12 protein-coding genes are annotated in these 14,307 nt (G+C 64.4%); 6 read left to right on the top strand and 6 right to left on the bottom strand.

The features are described from left to right. Positions 1-27 precede the first annotated feature (27 nt). The 3 genes from nadB to E2583_RS12420 all read right to left on the bottom strand — a co-directional run bounded on the left by nadB (position 28) and on the right by E2583_RS12420 (position 3,873). On the bottom strand, positions 28-1,554 hold the full coding sequence (nadB, locus tag E2583_RS12430) for an L-aspartate oxidase (RefSeq protein WP_291596148.1): 1,527 nt from the start codon (positions 1,552-1,554) through the stop codon (positions 28-30). Positions 1,555-1,569: 15 nt separating this feature from the next. Further along, positions 1,570-2,703 carry a quinolinate synthase NadA gene (gene nadA / locus E2583_RS12425; RefSeq protein WP_291596146.1) on the bottom strand — a complete coding sequence of 378 codons (1,134 nt, stop codon included), beginning with the start codon at positions 2,701-2,703 and terminating at the stop codon, positions 1,570-1,572. A gap of 210 nt (positions 2,704-2,913) precedes the next feature. Next, positions 2,914-3,873, bottom strand: a complete 960-nt coding sequence (locus E2583_RS12420) for a delta(1)-pyrroline-2-carboxylate reductase family protein (RefSeq protein ID WP_291596145.1) — start codon at positions 3,871-3,873, stop codon at positions 2,914-2,916. A gap of 156 nt (positions 3,874-4,029) precedes the next feature. Between E2583_RS12420 and E2583_RS12415 the strand changes: the two genes are divergently transcribed. The 3 genes from E2583_RS12415 (at position 4,030) to E2583_RS12405 (ending at position 7,002) form a co-directional block, all read left to right on the top strand. After that, positions 4,030-4,359, top strand: a complete 330-nt coding sequence (locus E2583_RS12415) for a hypothetical protein (RefSeq protein ID WP_291596143.1) — start codon at positions 4,030-4,032, stop codon at positions 4,357-4,359. Between the two features lie 141 nt (positions 4,360-4,500). Next, a complete protein-coding gene (locus E2583_RS12410) occupies positions 4,501-5,367 on the top strand; it encodes a neutral zinc metallopeptidase (RefSeq protein WP_291596141.1) in 867 nt (288 codons plus the stop codon). A gap of 210 nt (positions 5,368-5,577) precedes the next feature. Continuing rightward, complete coding sequence (locus tag E2583_RS12405; protein ID WP_291596139.1) at positions 5,578-7,002, top strand: DEAD/DEAH box helicase; 1,425 nt, start codon at positions 5,578-5,580, stop codon at positions 7,000-7,002. 60 nt (positions 7,003-7,062) lie between these two features. Here E2583_RS12405 and E2583_RS12400 read toward each other — a convergent pair whose 3' ends face one another. After that, the gene (locus E2583_RS12400; RefSeq protein ID WP_291596137.1) at positions 7,063-7,917 is read right to left on the bottom strand and encodes a symmetrical bis(5'-nucleosyl)-tetraphosphatase; all 855 of its coding nucleotides are present in this window, start codon (positions 7,915-7,917) and stop codon (positions 7,063-7,065) included. Between the two features lie 1,414 nt (positions 7,918-9,331). On the opposite strand from E2583_RS12400, the gene E2583_RS12395 reads away from it, so the two are divergent. Next, on the top strand, positions 9,332-9,622 hold the full coding sequence (locus E2583_RS12395) for an H-NS histone family protein (protein ID WP_291596136.1): 291 nt from the start codon (positions 9,332-9,334) through the stop codon (positions 9,620-9,622). Positions 9,623-9,741: 119 nt separating this feature from the next. Beyond that, positions 9,742-10,932 carry an FAD-dependent monooxygenase gene (locus E2583_RS12390; RefSeq protein WP_291596135.1) on the top strand — a complete coding sequence of 397 codons (1,191 nt, stop codon included), beginning with the start codon at positions 9,742-9,744 and terminating at the stop codon, positions 10,930-10,932. A gap of 36 nt (positions 10,933-10,968) precedes the next feature. Here the strand turns inward: E2583_RS12390 and E2583_RS12385 are convergent, their stop codons facing one another. After that, positions 10,969-12,234 carry an MFS transporter gene (locus E2583_RS12385; protein ID WP_291596133.1) on the bottom strand — a complete coding sequence of 422 codons (1,266 nt, stop codon included), beginning with the start codon at positions 12,232-12,234 and terminating at the stop codon, positions 10,969-10,971. Between the two features lie 110 nt (positions 12,235-12,344). Then, positions 12,345-13,220, bottom strand: coding sequence for a tryptophan 2,3-dioxygenase (gene kynA / locus E2583_RS12380; protein WP_043374464.1), 876 nt, complete (start codon positions 13,218-13,220; stop codon positions 12,345-12,347). Positions 13,221-13,375: 155 nt separating this feature from the next. Here kynA and ada point away from each other — a divergent pair, with 155 nt between their 5' ends. Continuing rightward, complete coding sequence (gene ada / locus E2583_RS12375; protein WP_291596132.1) at positions 13,376-14,254, top strand: bifunctional DNA-binding transcriptional regulator/O6-methylguanine-DNA methyltransferase Ada; 879 nt, start codon at positions 13,376-13,378, stop codon at positions 14,252-14,254. The last annotated feature ends 53 nt before the right edge of the window (positions 14,255-14,307 follow it).

Below are 14,307 nucleotides of genomic sequence, written 5' to 3'. Positions count from 1 at the left end.
TGCTGCCCTGACCGGCGCCGAGGGCCGTCAGGCCGTCGCCGCTTCAGGCGCAGGCCAGTCCAGATTGCAGTGCGAGCCCACGCTGGCATGGCGCTGCAGCGCGGCATCCACCATCAGGCTGCACAGAGCCAGTTGGTTGCGCAATGCGGGGTCGGCGCCGCGCCATTGGGCGCGCCACAGCACCAGCTGCTTGGCAGCCGCAATCAGGCTGTGGTTGCTGCGCACGATGCCCACGTGGTGCAGCATGAGCTGCTGCAGCGACTGCCGCATCTCCTCCTGGCTTTCGGCACTCAGACCCTTGCCGGCCCTGCGCTGCCGTTCATGAAGGGCTGCGGGCTTGTACAAGGGCTGCTCGGCCATGCGCAGCGCGGCAAACCTGGCCATGACCACGCATTCCAGCAGGGAGTTGCTGGCCAGCCGGTTGGCGCCGTGCAGACCCGTGCGGGCCACCTCGCCGATCGCCCACAGCCCGGCCACGGCGGTGCGCCCGTCCACGTGTGCCTGCACGCCGCCGCAGGCGTAATGAGCACAGGGTGCAACGGGAATGGCCTGGGTGGCGATGTCTATGCCGTGCGCTGCGCACAGCGCCATGACGCCGGGAAAATGCTCGCCCAGCCAGCCACGGCTGCGGTGCGTGATGTCCAGCAGCACATGGGGCAACTGGCGGGCCCGCATTTCACCGTCGATGGCGCGGGCCACGATGTCGCGCGGCGCCAGCTCCGCACGCGGGTCGTGGCGCAGCATGAAGCGCTCGCCCGGCTGGCCGTGTCGGTCCGGCAGGCGCAGCAGGGCACCTTCGCCGCGCAGCGCTTCCGAAACCAGTCCCACGGACCGGCCGCCCACCTGCAAGGCGGTGGGGTGGAACTGCATGAACTCCAGGTCGCGCACCACACAGCCCGCGCGCCAGGCCATGGCGATGCCGTCGCCGGTGGCCGTTGCCGGGTTGGTGGTGCTGGGGTAGATCTGGCCCATGCCGCCGGTGGCCAGCACGGTATGGCTGGCCAGCATGTTCTGCGGCTGGCCGTCGGCAGTGCGCACACTGGCTCCCACGCAGCGCTGCTGCACGTCCAGCAGCAGCTCCATGGCGGTGCAATGCTGCAGCAAGGTAATGTGCTTCAGACGCTGGCAGGCCTGCAGCAAGGTCTGGTGCACGGCCAGCCCGGTGCGGTCGGCCGCATGCACGATGCGCCGGGCGCCATGACCGCCTTCGCGCGTCAGGTGCAGGCGCCCGTCAGCCTCGGTGCTGAAGGGCACGCCCTGGCCTTGCAGCCAGGCGATGGCCTGAGGGCCCTGCGCCAGGATGCGGTGCACGGCAGCTTCGTCGCAGAGGCCGGCGCCGGCGATCAGCGTGTCCTGCACATGGGCCTGCAGGCTGTCGGCGGGGTCCAGCACGGCTGCGATGCCGCCTTGGGCCCAGGCACTGGCGCATTCGTCGGTCCGGCTCTTGCTGAGCACGGTGATGCGCAGCGTGCCGGGCAGGCTGAGCGCCAGCGTCAGGCCGGCCAGTCCGCTGCCGATGATGAGGACATCGCTTCCAGTCGATGATTGGGGCATGGCATCTGTCCTCTCTCAGGCCGGACCGAAGTTCCGGAACAGGTCCGTGTCGCGTTCCAGCTCGCCGCTGGCACGTACCGGCTGGCGTTGGGCGGCCGCGAAGTCCAGCATGCGCTGCAGGGGCTTGCGTGCAGCCAGGCACAGTGATGCGTCCAGCTCGATGGCGCCGCTGCCTTGCTGCAGCGTCCGCTCCACGCCGGGCAGGCTGTTCATGGCCATCCAGGGGCAGAAGGCGCAGCTTTTGCAGCTGCCGCCCGTGCCCGCCGTCGGGGCTGCCAGAAAGCGCTTGCCCGGATAGCGCTGGCGCATATCGTGAAGAATGCCCTGGTCGGTGGCGACGATGAAGCTGTCGGTGGGCAGCTTGCCCACGGCGGCAATCAGCTGGGTGGTGGAGCCCACCACATCGGCCAGCGCCGTGACGGCTGCCGGCGATTCGGGGTGCACCAGAATCGCGGCCCCGGGGTGGGCGTTGGCCAGGGCCTGCAGCTCGTCGGCCTTGAATTCGTCATGGACCACGCAGCTGCCTTGCCACAACAGCATGTCGGCTCCGGTCTGCTGCTGGATATGGTGGCCCAGGTGGCGGTCGGGGGCCCAGAGGATTTTCTCGCCACGCGCGTGCAGGGCGGCCACGATGTCCTGCCCTATCGACGAGGTGACCACCCAGTCGGCCCGGGCTTTCACGGCGGCACTGGTGTTGGCGTAGACGACCACGGTGCGATCGGGGTGGGCATCGCAGAACCGGCTGAACTCTTCGGCCGGGCATCCCAGATCCAGCGAGCAGGTGGCGTCGCCATCGGGCATGAGTACGGTTTTCCCGGGACTCAGGATCTTGGCGGTCTCGCCCATGAAGCGCACGCCGGCCACGATCAGGGTCCTGGCCGGATGGCTGGCGCCAAAGCGCGCCATCTCCAGCGAGTCGCCCACGCAGCCTCCGGTGTCGCGTGCCAGATCCTGAAGTGCACCGTCCACATAGTAGTGGGCGACCATGACGGCATTGCGTTCCTTGAGCAAGGCCTTGATGCGCAGCGCCGTCTCGCGTTGCTGCTGGCGGTCCTGCGGGGGCAGCACCCTGGCCCAGGCCTGGCCTGTGCTGCACAGGGCACTGTTGCCCGGTGCGGGCTGGTCGAATTCCACGGTTCTGATTGTCATCGTCTCCATCCTGGGTTGTGCTGTTAAATATTTATACTCAATCTGAGTATTATTAAAACCGCTTTTTTGAGATTTGTCACCAAGGAGACAGGTCGGACCGGATGGCGTCGCTTGCCAGCGCGGTCAGTGCTCGGTCAGGCGATCCGGGGCATGGGGATCGCCTGTCTATCAATGACTTGATGCTTCCGGAACTTGCGCCCGTGCAGGTGTTCAGGCGGGCTGCATGAGCAGGTGCTGCCGCAGGGCCAGACGGGTGGCAGCCAGATCCCAGCCGCCCCAGCCGCAGGATTTGAAGAGTACGGGCTTCGTGGGGCGCGACCAGTCCTGCTGCACCACGGAGGCCAGTGTGGGCAGGAGGGCGACGTCAATGCCGGCCTGTAGCAGGTCGCCGGCCTCGTGCAGCGCATCGTCGGTGTCGACGACGATCCGACCCTCGCGCAGAAAGCGCTGGCACAGCGCAGGAGCCAGTTCCACCATTTGTGGCGTAAAGGCGCCGACGGCGCAGACAAAGGCGTCGGGCCGCGCGGCCTCGTGCAGCACCACGGCCTGTGCGGGCGTGCAGGTCACGATCAGCGGGCAGTGCAGGGCCGCCTCCTGCAGGTCGTCGGCGATGCGCGTGTGCAGGCCCAGGTCGCGTGCCTGACCTGCAAGCCGCTGCGCACTGTCGGCGCTGCGCGAGTGAATCCAGACTTCCTGCGTGCCCAGGCCCTGGGCAAAGGCCTGCAGATGGGCGCTGCCCTGCACGCCGGCGCCGACGATGAGCAGCGGGCCCTGGGGTTGAGGGGCCAGGCGGCGCGCAGCTAGCAGCGAGACGGCGGCGGTGCGTCGGGCCGTGACGGTGGGACCGTCCAGAATCAGCTGGCGCTCTCCGGTGGCCGCATCAAAGACCACGATATCGCCCTGAATGGTGGGTCTGCCCGCGCGGGCATTGCCGGGCGTGAAGCTGATGAGTTTGGTCATGACCACCCGGCCATCGGTGGCGGGCATGCAGAACAGGCAATTGCCCGCAGCGGTGGGCATGACGATTCGTTGCGGAACTGCCACACTGCCACCGTTCTGAAGTTCGCGCAACAGCGCTTCGATTTCATCGGCCAGTGCGTTCCAGGGCAGCAGGGTCGCCGTGGCGGGTGCATCGAGAGACGCGGTCGTGAGCTGGGTCAGGGCATTCATGGGCAGTCGCGAAGAACATCGGAGAGACTACGGAGCTTACAAAATTGCAAGCCCTGCACGGTGTCGGCCGACAGCAGGTCGCTGTCTGGATGCGCCGGGCGGGGGCTGCCAGCGCGCACAATAGGCACTGTGTTATTCATCGATTCAGTTGCACACATGTTTGGTTTTTCCTCCCGTTCCGGGCAACGCAAGGACCCTACCTGGACACAGGCGCCCTCCAGCCGTGGACCGGTCGAACCGGTCTGGCGGGACGGTGGCCCGGCGGCATCCTATGAGCCGACCCAGCAGCAAGCGGCAACGCCGCGCAAATCCTCTTCCGCCAGGCTCTGGGCATCCGCTCTTCTGGCGTTGGCGGGCTTGCTGGCGGTGGCTTTTCTGTTTCTCAGCATGGTCAATGTGGTCGAGGAGCAGGTGGCCCGCAATCAACCCCAGTCCGCACCCGGTGCGGCAGGCGTGCCCCTGGTCTCCACGCCGTCCGGCCGCTGAAAGCCCGGCCGAACGTCAACAATGCTGTGGCGCAGACGTACCGGAGGACAAAAAGCACAGCTTGATACCGCCAATCGGAGCCGTGGCTCTTAATATCGCCACCCGGCGCAGGCCGCGTGCAACAGCAAAGGAGTAAGCACCATGAGATGGGAAGGTAACCGCGAGTCGGATAACGTCGAAGACCGCCGTGGAGACGGCGGCGGCGGTTTTCCCCTGGGGGGACGCAGCATCGGCATCGGTACCGTGGTGCTGGCGCTGATTGGCTGGGGTGTCTTCGGCATCAACCCGCTGACCACGATCGGCATGCTCTCCGGCGGTGGCTCGCCCCAGGTGCAGCAGGCACCCGCCCATCGTCCCGCCGGCGATGACCAGGGCGCCAGGTTCGTGTCCACGGTGCTGGCTTCGACCGAGGATGTCTGGAGCCAGATCTTCCGCGACGGCGGTGCCCAGTACCAGAACCCCAAGCTGGTGCTTTTCACGGGTGTCACGCCCACGGCCTGCGGCACGGGGCAGTCGGCCATGGGGCCGTTCTACTGCCCGGGTGACCGCAAGGTCTATCTGGACATGGACTTCTTCAACACCATGAGCCGTCAGCTGGGGGCCCCTGGAGAGTTTGCACGAGCCTATGTGGTGGCCCACGAGGTGGGCCACCATGTGCAGAACCTGCTCGGCATCTCGGGAAAGGTGGATGCCATGCGCGGCCGCGTCAGCGAGCGTGAGCAAAATGCCATGTCCGTGCGTCTGGAGCTTCAGGCCGATTGTCTGGCCGGCATCTGGGCCAACAAGTCGCAGCAGGCCAAAAGCTGGCTGGAGCAGGGCGATATCGAGTCGGCCGTGAATGCCGCACAGCAGATCGGCGACGACAAGCTGCAGCGTGAGGCCACGGGCACGGTGCGCCCGGACAGCTTTACCCACGGCTCCAGCGCCCAGCGTGTGCGCTGGTTCACCCAGGGCTACAAGACCGGCAGTGTCAAGGCCTGCGACACCTTTTCCGCCCAGTCGCTGTAAGTCGTGCCCTCCAGGAACCCGGCGTGTGCTTTGTCACACGCCTTTGTTTTTGGAGCGGCAGAATGGGAAAATCCGGGTTATCCCGATAGATTGCACGGGATATTGGCAAGGCCTCTTCCGCGTGAAAACAGAGGGGGCGAAGGCTTTCCGTCTGCAGAAAAGCACAAAGCCAACGCGAAAAACCCACTCGGTGCGACAATAACGTCCTCAATGACAAGCTCTTTTTCCAATCTTCACTTGGCTGAGCCCCTGGCACGCGCAGTGGCCGACATGGGCTATGAGTCCATGACTCCGATTCAGGCGCAGGCCATTCCAGTGGTATTGACCGGCAAGGACGTCATGGGCGCAGCCCAGACGGGCACGGGCAAGACGGCGGCTTTTTCCTTGCCCCTGCTGCAGCGCCTGATGCGCCATGAAAACGCTTCTGCGTCGCCTGCCCGCCATCCCGTTCGCGCCCTGGTGCTGCTGCCCACGCGTGAGCTGGCCGATCAGGTGGCGCAACAGATTGCCCTGTACGCCAAGCACACCAAGCTGCGCAGCACCGTGGTGTTTGGTGGCATGGACATGAAGCCCCAGACCATCGAGCTGAAAAAAGGCGTCGAGGTGCTGGTGGCCACGCCAGGGCGTCTGCTGGATCACATCGAAGCCAAGAACGTGGTGCTCAACCAGGTGGAGTATGTGGTGCTGGACGAGGCCGACCGCATGCTGGACATCGGCTTTCTGCCCGATCTGCAGCGCATCCTCTCCTATCTGCCCAAGAGCCGAACCACGCTGCTGTTCTCGGCTACGTTCTCGCCCGAGATCAAGCGTCTGGCCGGCAGCTATCTGCAGGATCCCGTCACCATCGAGGTGGCTCGTCCCAACGAGACGGCGTCCACGGTGGAGCAGCGCTTCTACAAGGTCACGGATGACGACAAGCGCTATGCGATTCGTTCGGTGCTCAAGGAGCGCAGTATTCGCCAGGCCTTCATCTTCTCCAACAGCAAGCTCGGCTGCGCGCGCCTGACGCGAGCGCTGGAGCGTGACGGTCTGCGTGCCGCCGCGCTGCATGGGGACAAGAGCCAGGACGAGCGCCTCAAGGCTCTGGAGGCCTTCAAGGCCGGTGAGGTGGATCTGCTGGTCTGTACCGACGTGGCGGCGCGCGGTCTGGACATCAAGGATGTGCCCGCCGTGTTCAATTACGACGTGCCTTTCAATGCCGAAGACTATGTGCACCGTATCGGCCGTACCGGCCGCGCCGGCGCATCGGGTCTGGCCGTGACCCTGGTGACTGACCATGACAGCCGCAATGTGGCCGATATTGAAAAGCTGATCAAGAAGAAGATCGACGTCGAACCCGCTCCCATGCTGGATTTGCGCCCTGCACGCCGCAGCCGTGGCGATGAGGACTATCGTCCGCGCCGCGAACGCGAGTTCGATGCAGCGCCCCGTGGCGGCGGCTATGCGCATCGCCCCTCGCGCATGGCCCAGCGTCCCGTCAACGTGGATCCTTTCTTCGACAGGCCCTATGAGGCCAGCAGCGTGGCCGAAACCGCATCCTGGGACAGCCAGCATGTGGTCCCGGTCAAGAGCGCGAGCATCAAATCCAAGCGCAAGGTCGCTGCCCTGTTCAGAGCGCCTGTCGTGGCATCCTGAACACCGGGCCATCACTCCATCAGAACGCCTGCAGGACGCAGGCGTTTTTTTTGGGGGGGACTATCCCTTGGCACCTGGAACCTGGGCCTGCGGGCACTGCAACTGTATGAGTTCCCGCTCGTCCAGGCGATCGCCGAATCTCATCATGCTGAGGCAGCCGCCCCAAACGCAGCCGGTATCCAGGGCCATCAGGTCGGCCCGGTTGACATGGCCCAGCGTGGACCAGTGGCCGAACGCCATGGGGGTACCGGCAGTGCGCCGCCCCGGCACATCGAACCAGGGCATCAGTCCCTCGGGTGCCTGATCGGCGGATTCCGCGCTCTCGAAATCCATGACGCCGTCGGTGCTGCAAAAGCGCAGACGGGTAAAGGCGTTGACGACGCAGCGCAGTCGGTCATCGCCTTGCAGTGCGTCAGACCAGCGATCGGGCTGGTTGCCATACATATTCTGCAGAAAGCGCGCATGGTCGGCATGCTGGAGCACGGTCTGGACTTCGGCGCTCAAGGCCATGGCATCGTGCAGGCTCCACTGAGGAAGCACGCCGGCATGCACCATGAGCAGTTGCTCTCCGCGCGCATTGGTGTGCAGGCGAGCCAGGGGCTGCTGGCGCAGCCAGTGCAGCAGGGCATCCCGGTCGGGGGCGGCCAGAACCTGGGCCAGCGTATCCCGCTTGCTCTGACGGCGCAGGCCCTGCGCCGCAGCCAGCAGATGCAGGTCGTGATTGCCGAGCAACGGGCGCATGGCGTCGCCGGCCTGCATGCAGCGGCGCAATACCTCGGCGGATTTGGGGCCGCGATTGACAAGGTCGCCGAGCACATAAAGTGTGTCCCGGCTTACGGAGAAATCAACGGTCTGCAATAAACGCTCGAAAGCGTCGTCGCAACCCTGAATGTCCCCGATACAGTAAAGTGCCATGGTGTTCTTTCTGATGGACGAGTCGTCGATTTTCTGCTGTTTGCGTCGCGGGCGCAGCTCGACGGGGTGTCTGGATTGCCGCAATGGGCATTGGCTTACTGCCGCAAGGCCCGATCGCTGCCTTGGGTTCGGAGGGGGCGCGGTTCTCGGGCTGTGCCGCCACTGCTCGAGAACCCCAGGGGATTTCTGTCTTTCGTGCAAGTGGGGATTACTTCCATGGTGCTGCCCAAAGGCATTTGGAACGGCGCTGCCTTCAGCGATGCGCTGGCAGTCTGGCCGGTATCGATGGGAATATCGGAAAGAGTTTTCACCATTCCGGCAACGACTATCGTCGTAAATGCTATTACATTTATAACGATTATCTGGGACGCGCTGCTTTTCGGGCATCCGGGGAGGCCTCACCCCGACAGGTTTCGGTATTGGTGGCACCGCCAAAGGCCCGGGCTGTCCTCGCTGCAAAGTCCTTTGTGCGTTTGTTGACATTTTCTCCGCATGTCATTTTGACGCGACTCAGGATTATCGATCCTGTCATCTAGATCACGAACGAAGAAGAAGTCGCCGCCAGTTTGGAAGAAGGGGCGAGGAAGGTCGGATTGAGGCCTGTGAGGCTGCGTCGATGCGAAGCATTTCGTATTTTGACGGAAGATTTCTCGCATCTTTAATGCCTCTGAACGCTGATATGCATCCCATGGATGGCGAAATGACGATGGCCCGGGCGTTGTGGGCTGCAACCACGGCAGGCAGGTGGCCGGCCTTCCTGGCATGCGGCATGCGGAGTTGCATGAGGTGCCTGCCGTCCCCCAGGGGAGGCTCGCCCCGAGGGGAAGATCACGGGAGGCGCGGAAGGAGCGTGTGCTGGCTTCTGCTTTCTTGACCGAAACGGTGCGCGGGATGGAATGGCTCCTTCGGTTGCGGGCCAGAACACGATGCAGGGTACCCATGAACGGCGAATATCACACGGCGCATGACGGCATGACGCTTGCCGGATTCAGCGCAGGCTATTGGCGCAGCGTTTCGCTGTGCGCGTGCGCAGCCCGAAGAGGAAAACGGTCCTGACTGAGGAGGGGCTGATGCCCGGCTTGAAATGGCTGGTCGGATTGCCGTTCCGGTATTGCCCGATGAAGACGAAGAGCTCTATAACAGCCGGCCCGGTTTATTCCTCGCTGATCGCGGTCATTTGTCGGCTCTGGGCGGGATGGTCTTGTGCCGCAGATGAATATTGAAGCCCGTGGATATGGTCGGCAGGCCCCTCGACAGGATATTGGCAGGTCCTGACGGTGAATAGCTATTTATTAACACATGGTTGCATTTTATCAATATTTTGAATTGTGGTTTCTGCTTACTTGAAAAATGATGAATTTGAAAATCCGGCATTTATAATGAGGTCACTTTAATCAACCAAGAAGCGCAAATCATGAGCACTTACAAGGAACTCCTGAAGCAGAGAGAAGAGCTGGAGCAGCAAATCAATGAAGCCCGCTCGCGTGAACTGGCCGAAGCTGTGAGCAAGGTTCGCGGCCTGATTGCTGAGTACGGCTTGACTGCTGAAGATGTTTTCCCTCCCGCTCGTGCGCGTTCTTCCGCCAGTGCAGGCGCCAAGGTGGCTCCCAAGTATCGTGACCCTGCGACGGGTCAGACCTGGACCGGCCGAGGCAAGCCGCCCAAGTGGATTGCAGACCAGGATCGCGAAAAGTTCGCCATCTGATCTGCTTTGCGCACGTTGAAAGAGCCCGCCTTGGCGGGCTTTTTTCATGGGCAAAGTTTGCTGCAGCGCAAATCAGAGTTTTCGTCGATGCAGGCGTCCAGGCGGCACAATAAGAGACCATGAACAAGCAGGTGTTGATTGCAGGTGGCGGTATCGGTGGTCTGGCCGCTGCCATTGGGGCGGTACGTGCCGACTGGGGGGTGCGTCTGTTCGAGCGCGCCGCGCAGTTTTCGGAAGTCGGGGCCGGCATTCAGCTCGGCCCCAATGTGGTGCGCCGCCTGCAGGCCTGGGGATTGCAGCGATCCTTGCAGCAGGTTGTGGCCTGCCCCCAGGCCTTGCGGGCCTGCAGCGCCGTGACGGGGCGGGAACTGGGGCGCCTGCCATTGGGCGCGGACATGGTGCAGCGCTATGGAGCCAGCTATCTCACCATCCACCGCGCCGACCTGCACGGGATTTTGCTGGAGACCCTGCAGGATCTGGCCGAGGTCCACCTCAACCTCAACCAGTCCGTCAGCAGCTATAGCGAACAGGACGGTGTGGTCACCATTCGCACCAGCTCCGGCAAGCTCATCGAGGGCGATGCCCTGATCGGAGCCGACGGCGTGCGCAGTGCCATGCGGGCCCAGATGCTGGGGGACGGGCCGCCGCGAGTGACCGGGCATCTGGCCTATCGCGCCATGGTGCACCAGGCCAATCTGCCCAAGCGCTTGCGCACCAGCGAGGTCACGGCATGGCTGGGGCCGCAGCTGCACGCCATCCAGTACCCCGTGCGCCGGGGCGAGCTGCAGAATCTGGTGATCATCGTCCAGGGACCGGCGCCTGAGGATCTCGACCACTGGGACCACTCGGCCAATCTGCCCCATCTGCTCCAGCACCTTCAGGGTACCTGCGGCTATCTGCAGGACCTGGTGCAGCATGTGCCCTGCGGAGGGGGCGAGTGGCGCTTGTGGCCGGTAGCCGACCGCCAGCCGCTGTCGTCACAGGCCCAGATGGCGCAGGGTCTGGTGGCCTTGCTGGGCGATGCCGCCCATCCCATGCGTCCCTACCTGGCCCAGGGCGCAGGCATGGCCATCGAGGATGCCGCCGAGCTGCAGCGAGCGCTGTCCATGCACGATCTGGACGTCAGCCTGCGGCTGCGGCGCTATGCGCTGAATCGTTGGCAGCGCAATGCAAGGGTGCAGGAGCGCTCGCTGCGCAACGGCCGCATCTTCCATGCGACAGGGCCGCTGCGCTGGGGGCGCGATCTGTCGCTGCGCGCTCTGGGAGGGCGCATCATGGATGTGCCCTGGCTTTACGAGAACGCACTCTAGCGCGGGCGCAGCTGCCGGCGCTGCGCCATCAGTGCTCTAGTGATCGGCCTTGAGCAGCAGCGGCGAGGGCTTGATGACCCGGTAGGCCAGCACGCCGCCGCCGAGCATGGCGGCAATCATCAGCATCACGGCCTGGTAGATGTCGGCATTCTGGCGCTCCGCAACTCCTGCAACCAGGCCCGACAGCCACTGCATGAGTGCGGCTCCGAGGAACATGGCCATGGTGAAGATGGACAGGGCGCGTCCCGTCGTGGCCGGCGGGTAGGAGGAGCGCACATCGGCGTAGATCAGCGTGCCGTAGCCCGAAAGCACACTCATGACCAGCAGCAGAACCACACTGCCCACGGACTGGTGGACCAGGGCCAGGGCCACAAAAATGCCGGCCATGAGCAGCGCAAAGCGTGCGATGCGCTGGCGGCGTCTGGCAGGTCCAGGATCGAGCCGGCCGAACATGGAAGGCACGAACAGCGAAATGACGGAGCAGGCCAGAGCCACGTTGCCCGTGGTGACCAAGGAGAACTGGTAGCGGTCCATCAGCATGGGGCTGAGCCAGAGGCCGCGCACGGTGAGAAATGAGGCATAGCTGACCATGCCCAGCAGCACAATGCCCCAGGTGTGAGGCAGCAACAGCAGACTGCCAAAACCCTGCAGCGCCTGCATGAATCCGGGTTTGGGCAGGGCATCGCCGGGCAGCTCGGGCTCGTGCACCTTGAAGAAGATCAGCAGCCATGACAACACACTCAGCACCGCCAGCAGCGCAAAGCCGGCACGCCAGCCCAGATGCTGCACCAGCCAGGCCATGGGCGTGCCGGTGAACAGCAGACCCAGTCCGCCCAGACCCAGGCCTATGCCCGAGAGATAGGCAAATTTATCGGCCGGAAAGTGGCGTGCGATGAACATGGTGCTGGCCAGAAAGGCGGGCGAGCAGCCCACGCCGATCAGCAATTGGCCCAGCATCAGCCAGGAATAGCTGGGTGCCAGTGCGGACAGCGCGGCGCCCGCAATCGACAGCGGAAAGGCCAGAAGCACGGTACGGCGCAGGCCGTAGATGTCCATGCCGATGCCCATGAGCAGCTGGGCCACGCCGAAGGACAGCGCAAACAGTCCGGCAAACGAGCCCAGGGACTGCGCGGAGAGGCCGAAGTCCGTGCGCAGACCGTCGGCGATGATGGAGGTGACCGTTCGGAAGGCCTGGCTCAGTGCAAAGCCCGTGAGCAGACAGACCAGCATGGCCCAGGCGGAGGAGTCGGGCTTCGGGCTGGGGTTCGGCGCAGCCACGGCGGCGCTGTGATCGGAAGGCATGGGCAGTTAGTTGTGATGTTAGGTTTTGCACGGAGCCTAAAGAATTCAGGCTGCCCGCGCTGTCACGAAAGAGCAGCAGGGGCAGCCTGAGTGGCGATGGCCGGACCCGCTTACAGCTCGGTGCGCAGGCTCCAGATCTCGGGGAACAGTACCACGTCCAGCATCTTCTTGAGGTAGCTCACGCCGCCGGTGCCGCCCGTGCCGCGCTTGAAGCCGATGACGCGCTCCACCGTGGTCAGGTGGCGGAAGCGCCAGAGACGGAAGGCGTCTTCGATATCGGCCAGCTTTTCGCCCAGCTGGTACAGATCCCAGTGCTTGTGCGGATCGCGGTAGACGGTGATCCATGCCTGCTTGACGCCCTCGCTGGCTTCATAGGGCTGGGTCCAGTCGCGCTGCAGGCGGTCGGCAGGCACGGCGATGCCTTCGCGCGCCAGCAGCTGCAGGGCTACGTCGTACAGCGATGGCGATTCGTAGGCGGCCTGTACCTGGGCCAGCAGGTCCGAGCGATGCGCGTGGGGCTGGAGCATGGCCGCGTTCTTGTTGCCCAGCGCGAACTCGATGCAGCGGTACTGGTAGCTCTGGAAGCCGCTGGAGTTGGCCAGATAGGGGCGCATGGCCGAGTATTCGGGCGGCGTCATGGTGGACAGCACGGTCCAGGCGCTGACCAGCTGCTCCATGATGCGCGAGACGCGCGCCAGCATCTTGAAGGCATCGGGCTTGGTCGTGCCCGAGGCATTGGCAATGGCGGCGGTGGCCGCGCGCACCTCGTGCAGCATCAGCTTCATCCACAGCTCGCTGGTCTGGTGCTGCACGATGAACAGCATCTCGTCATGGGCCGGCGACAGCGGGTGCTGGGCCGTGAGAATCTGGTCCAGATGCAGATAGTCGCCATAGCTCATGTCGCGGCTGAAGTCGAGCTGGGCTTTCTCGTCGCGGACGATGGCGGCGCCGCCATGCAGAGGGCAGCCGGAGGATTCGTTCGTCATGGTGAAATCATGTTTGTTGGATCGGTGCGCGCAGCGTAACCGAATCCGGGCCCGCAAAGCCTGCAAGAACGTGGATGCAAGCTGCCAAAGCTTTGCGTAAAGTCAGGCCAGTCACAGACCCGTGACGGAAAACGCACTCAGCCGAGATTCAAGCCATGTCCAGTCCTCTGACTTCTACAGCCGCCGCCAACCCGCCAATCGATGAGCGCATGGTCCTGTGCTGTCGCTGGCTGGAGAGCGAAGAGCCCATGCCCGCGCTGGAGGTGCTGGCGCAGCGGCTGGGGCTCAGCCCCTGGCAGCTGCATCGCAGCTTCAAGCGTGCCACGGGGCTCACGCCCAAGGCCTATGCCAAGGCCCATCGCGGCAGGCATGTGCGCGCCGCGCTGGCGAAGGGCGGCATCGAGTCGGTCACCGACGCAGCCTACCTGAGCGGCTATGAAGCCAGCAGCAGCTTTTACAAGGATGCGCCGGCTATGCTGGGCATGACCCCGCAGTCCTATCGCAAGCGGGGGCAGGACCAGCGCATCCGTTTCGCCCTGGCCGAATGTTCGCTGGGCAGCCTGCTGGTGGCCAGCACCGACAAGGGCGTGTGCTGCGTGCTGCTAGGGGATGACCCGCATGCGCTCGTCGATGATCTGCAGCAGCGTTTCGCGGCGGCCCAGCTGATCGGGGCCGATGCCCAGTATGAGCAGACCGTGTCTCAGGTGGTCGCGTTGATGGAGCAGCCCCGGCTGGGGCTGGCCCTGCCGCTGGATATTCAGGGCACGGCGTTTCAGCAGCGTGTGTGGCAGGCGCTGCAGAGCATTCCTGCCGGACAGACCGTCAGCTACAGCGAACTGGCCCGGCGTCTGGGCCAGCCCAGCGCCTCGCGGGCCGTGGCCAGCGCGGTGGCGGCCAATCCGATTGCCGTGGCCGTGCCCTGTCATCGTGTGCTGCGCAATGACGGCAGCCTCTCGGGGTATCGCTGGGGGGTGGAGCGCAAGCGTGCCCTGCTGCTGCGAGAGGCCCAGCAGGCGCAACTCAAGCGCTCTTGAAGAGAGCTGCCATCGCGTCGTCTTCAAGGTGTCTGAATGGACAGCTATCCGAA

This window comes from Comamonas sp. (assembly GCF_009360615.1).
Taxonomy (GTDB): Bacteria; Pseudomonadota; Gammaproteobacteria; order Burkholderiales; family Burkholderiaceae_C; genus Comamonas.
The sequence above is the reverse complement of the archived record's forward strand: the minus strand, read 5'-3'. Positions and strand labels throughout refer to the sequence as shown.

Excerpts from the sequence above, each read along its gene's own strand:
- E2583_RS12390 (WP_291596135.1), top strand. The coding sequence starts at position 9,742 with ATGAACAAGCAGGTGTTGATTGCAGGTGGCGGTATCGGTGGTCTGGCC.
- E2583_RS12395 (WP_291596136.1), top strand. The coding sequence starts at position 9,332 with ATGAGCACTTACAAGGAACTCCTGAAGCAGAGAGAAGAGCTGGAGCAG.
- E2583_RS12415 (WP_291596143.1), top strand. The coding sequence starts at position 4,030 with ATGTTTGGTTTTTCCTCCCGTTCCGGGCAACGCAAGGACCCTACCTGG.
- E2583_RS12385 (WP_291596133.1), bottom strand. The coding sequence starts at position 12,234 with ATGCCTTCCGATCACAGCGCCGCCGTGGCTGCGCCGAACCCCAGCCCG.
- E2583_RS12410 (WP_291596141.1), top strand. The coding sequence starts at position 4,501 with ATGAGATGGGAAGGTAACCGCGAGTCGGATAACGTCGAAGACCGCCGT.
- ada (WP_291596132.1), top strand. The coding sequence starts at position 13,376 with ATGTCCAGTCCTCTGACTTCTACAGCCGCCGCCAACCCGCCAATCGAT.
- E2583_RS12420 (WP_291596145.1), bottom strand. The coding sequence starts at position 3,873 with ATGAATGCCCTGACCCAGCTCACGACCGCGTCTCTCGATGCACCCGCC.
- nadA (WP_291596146.1), bottom strand. The coding sequence starts at position 2,703 with ATGACAATCAGAACCGTGGAATTCGACCAGCCCGCACCGGGCAACAGT.
- nadB (WP_291596148.1), bottom strand. The coding sequence starts at position 1,554 with ATGCCCCAATCATCGACTGGAAGCGATGTCCTCATCATCGGCAGCGGA.
- E2583_RS12400 (WP_291596137.1), bottom strand. The coding sequence starts at position 7,917 with ATGGCACTTTACTGTATCGGGGACATTCAGGGTTGCGACGACGCTTTC.
- E2583_RS12405 (WP_291596139.1), top strand. The coding sequence starts at position 5,578 with ATGACAAGCTCTTTTTCCAATCTTCACTTGGCTGAGCCCCTGGCACGC.
- kynA (WP_043374464.1), bottom strand. The coding sequence starts at position 13,220 with ATGACGAACGAATCCTCCGGCTGCCCTCTGCATGGCGGCGCCGCCATC.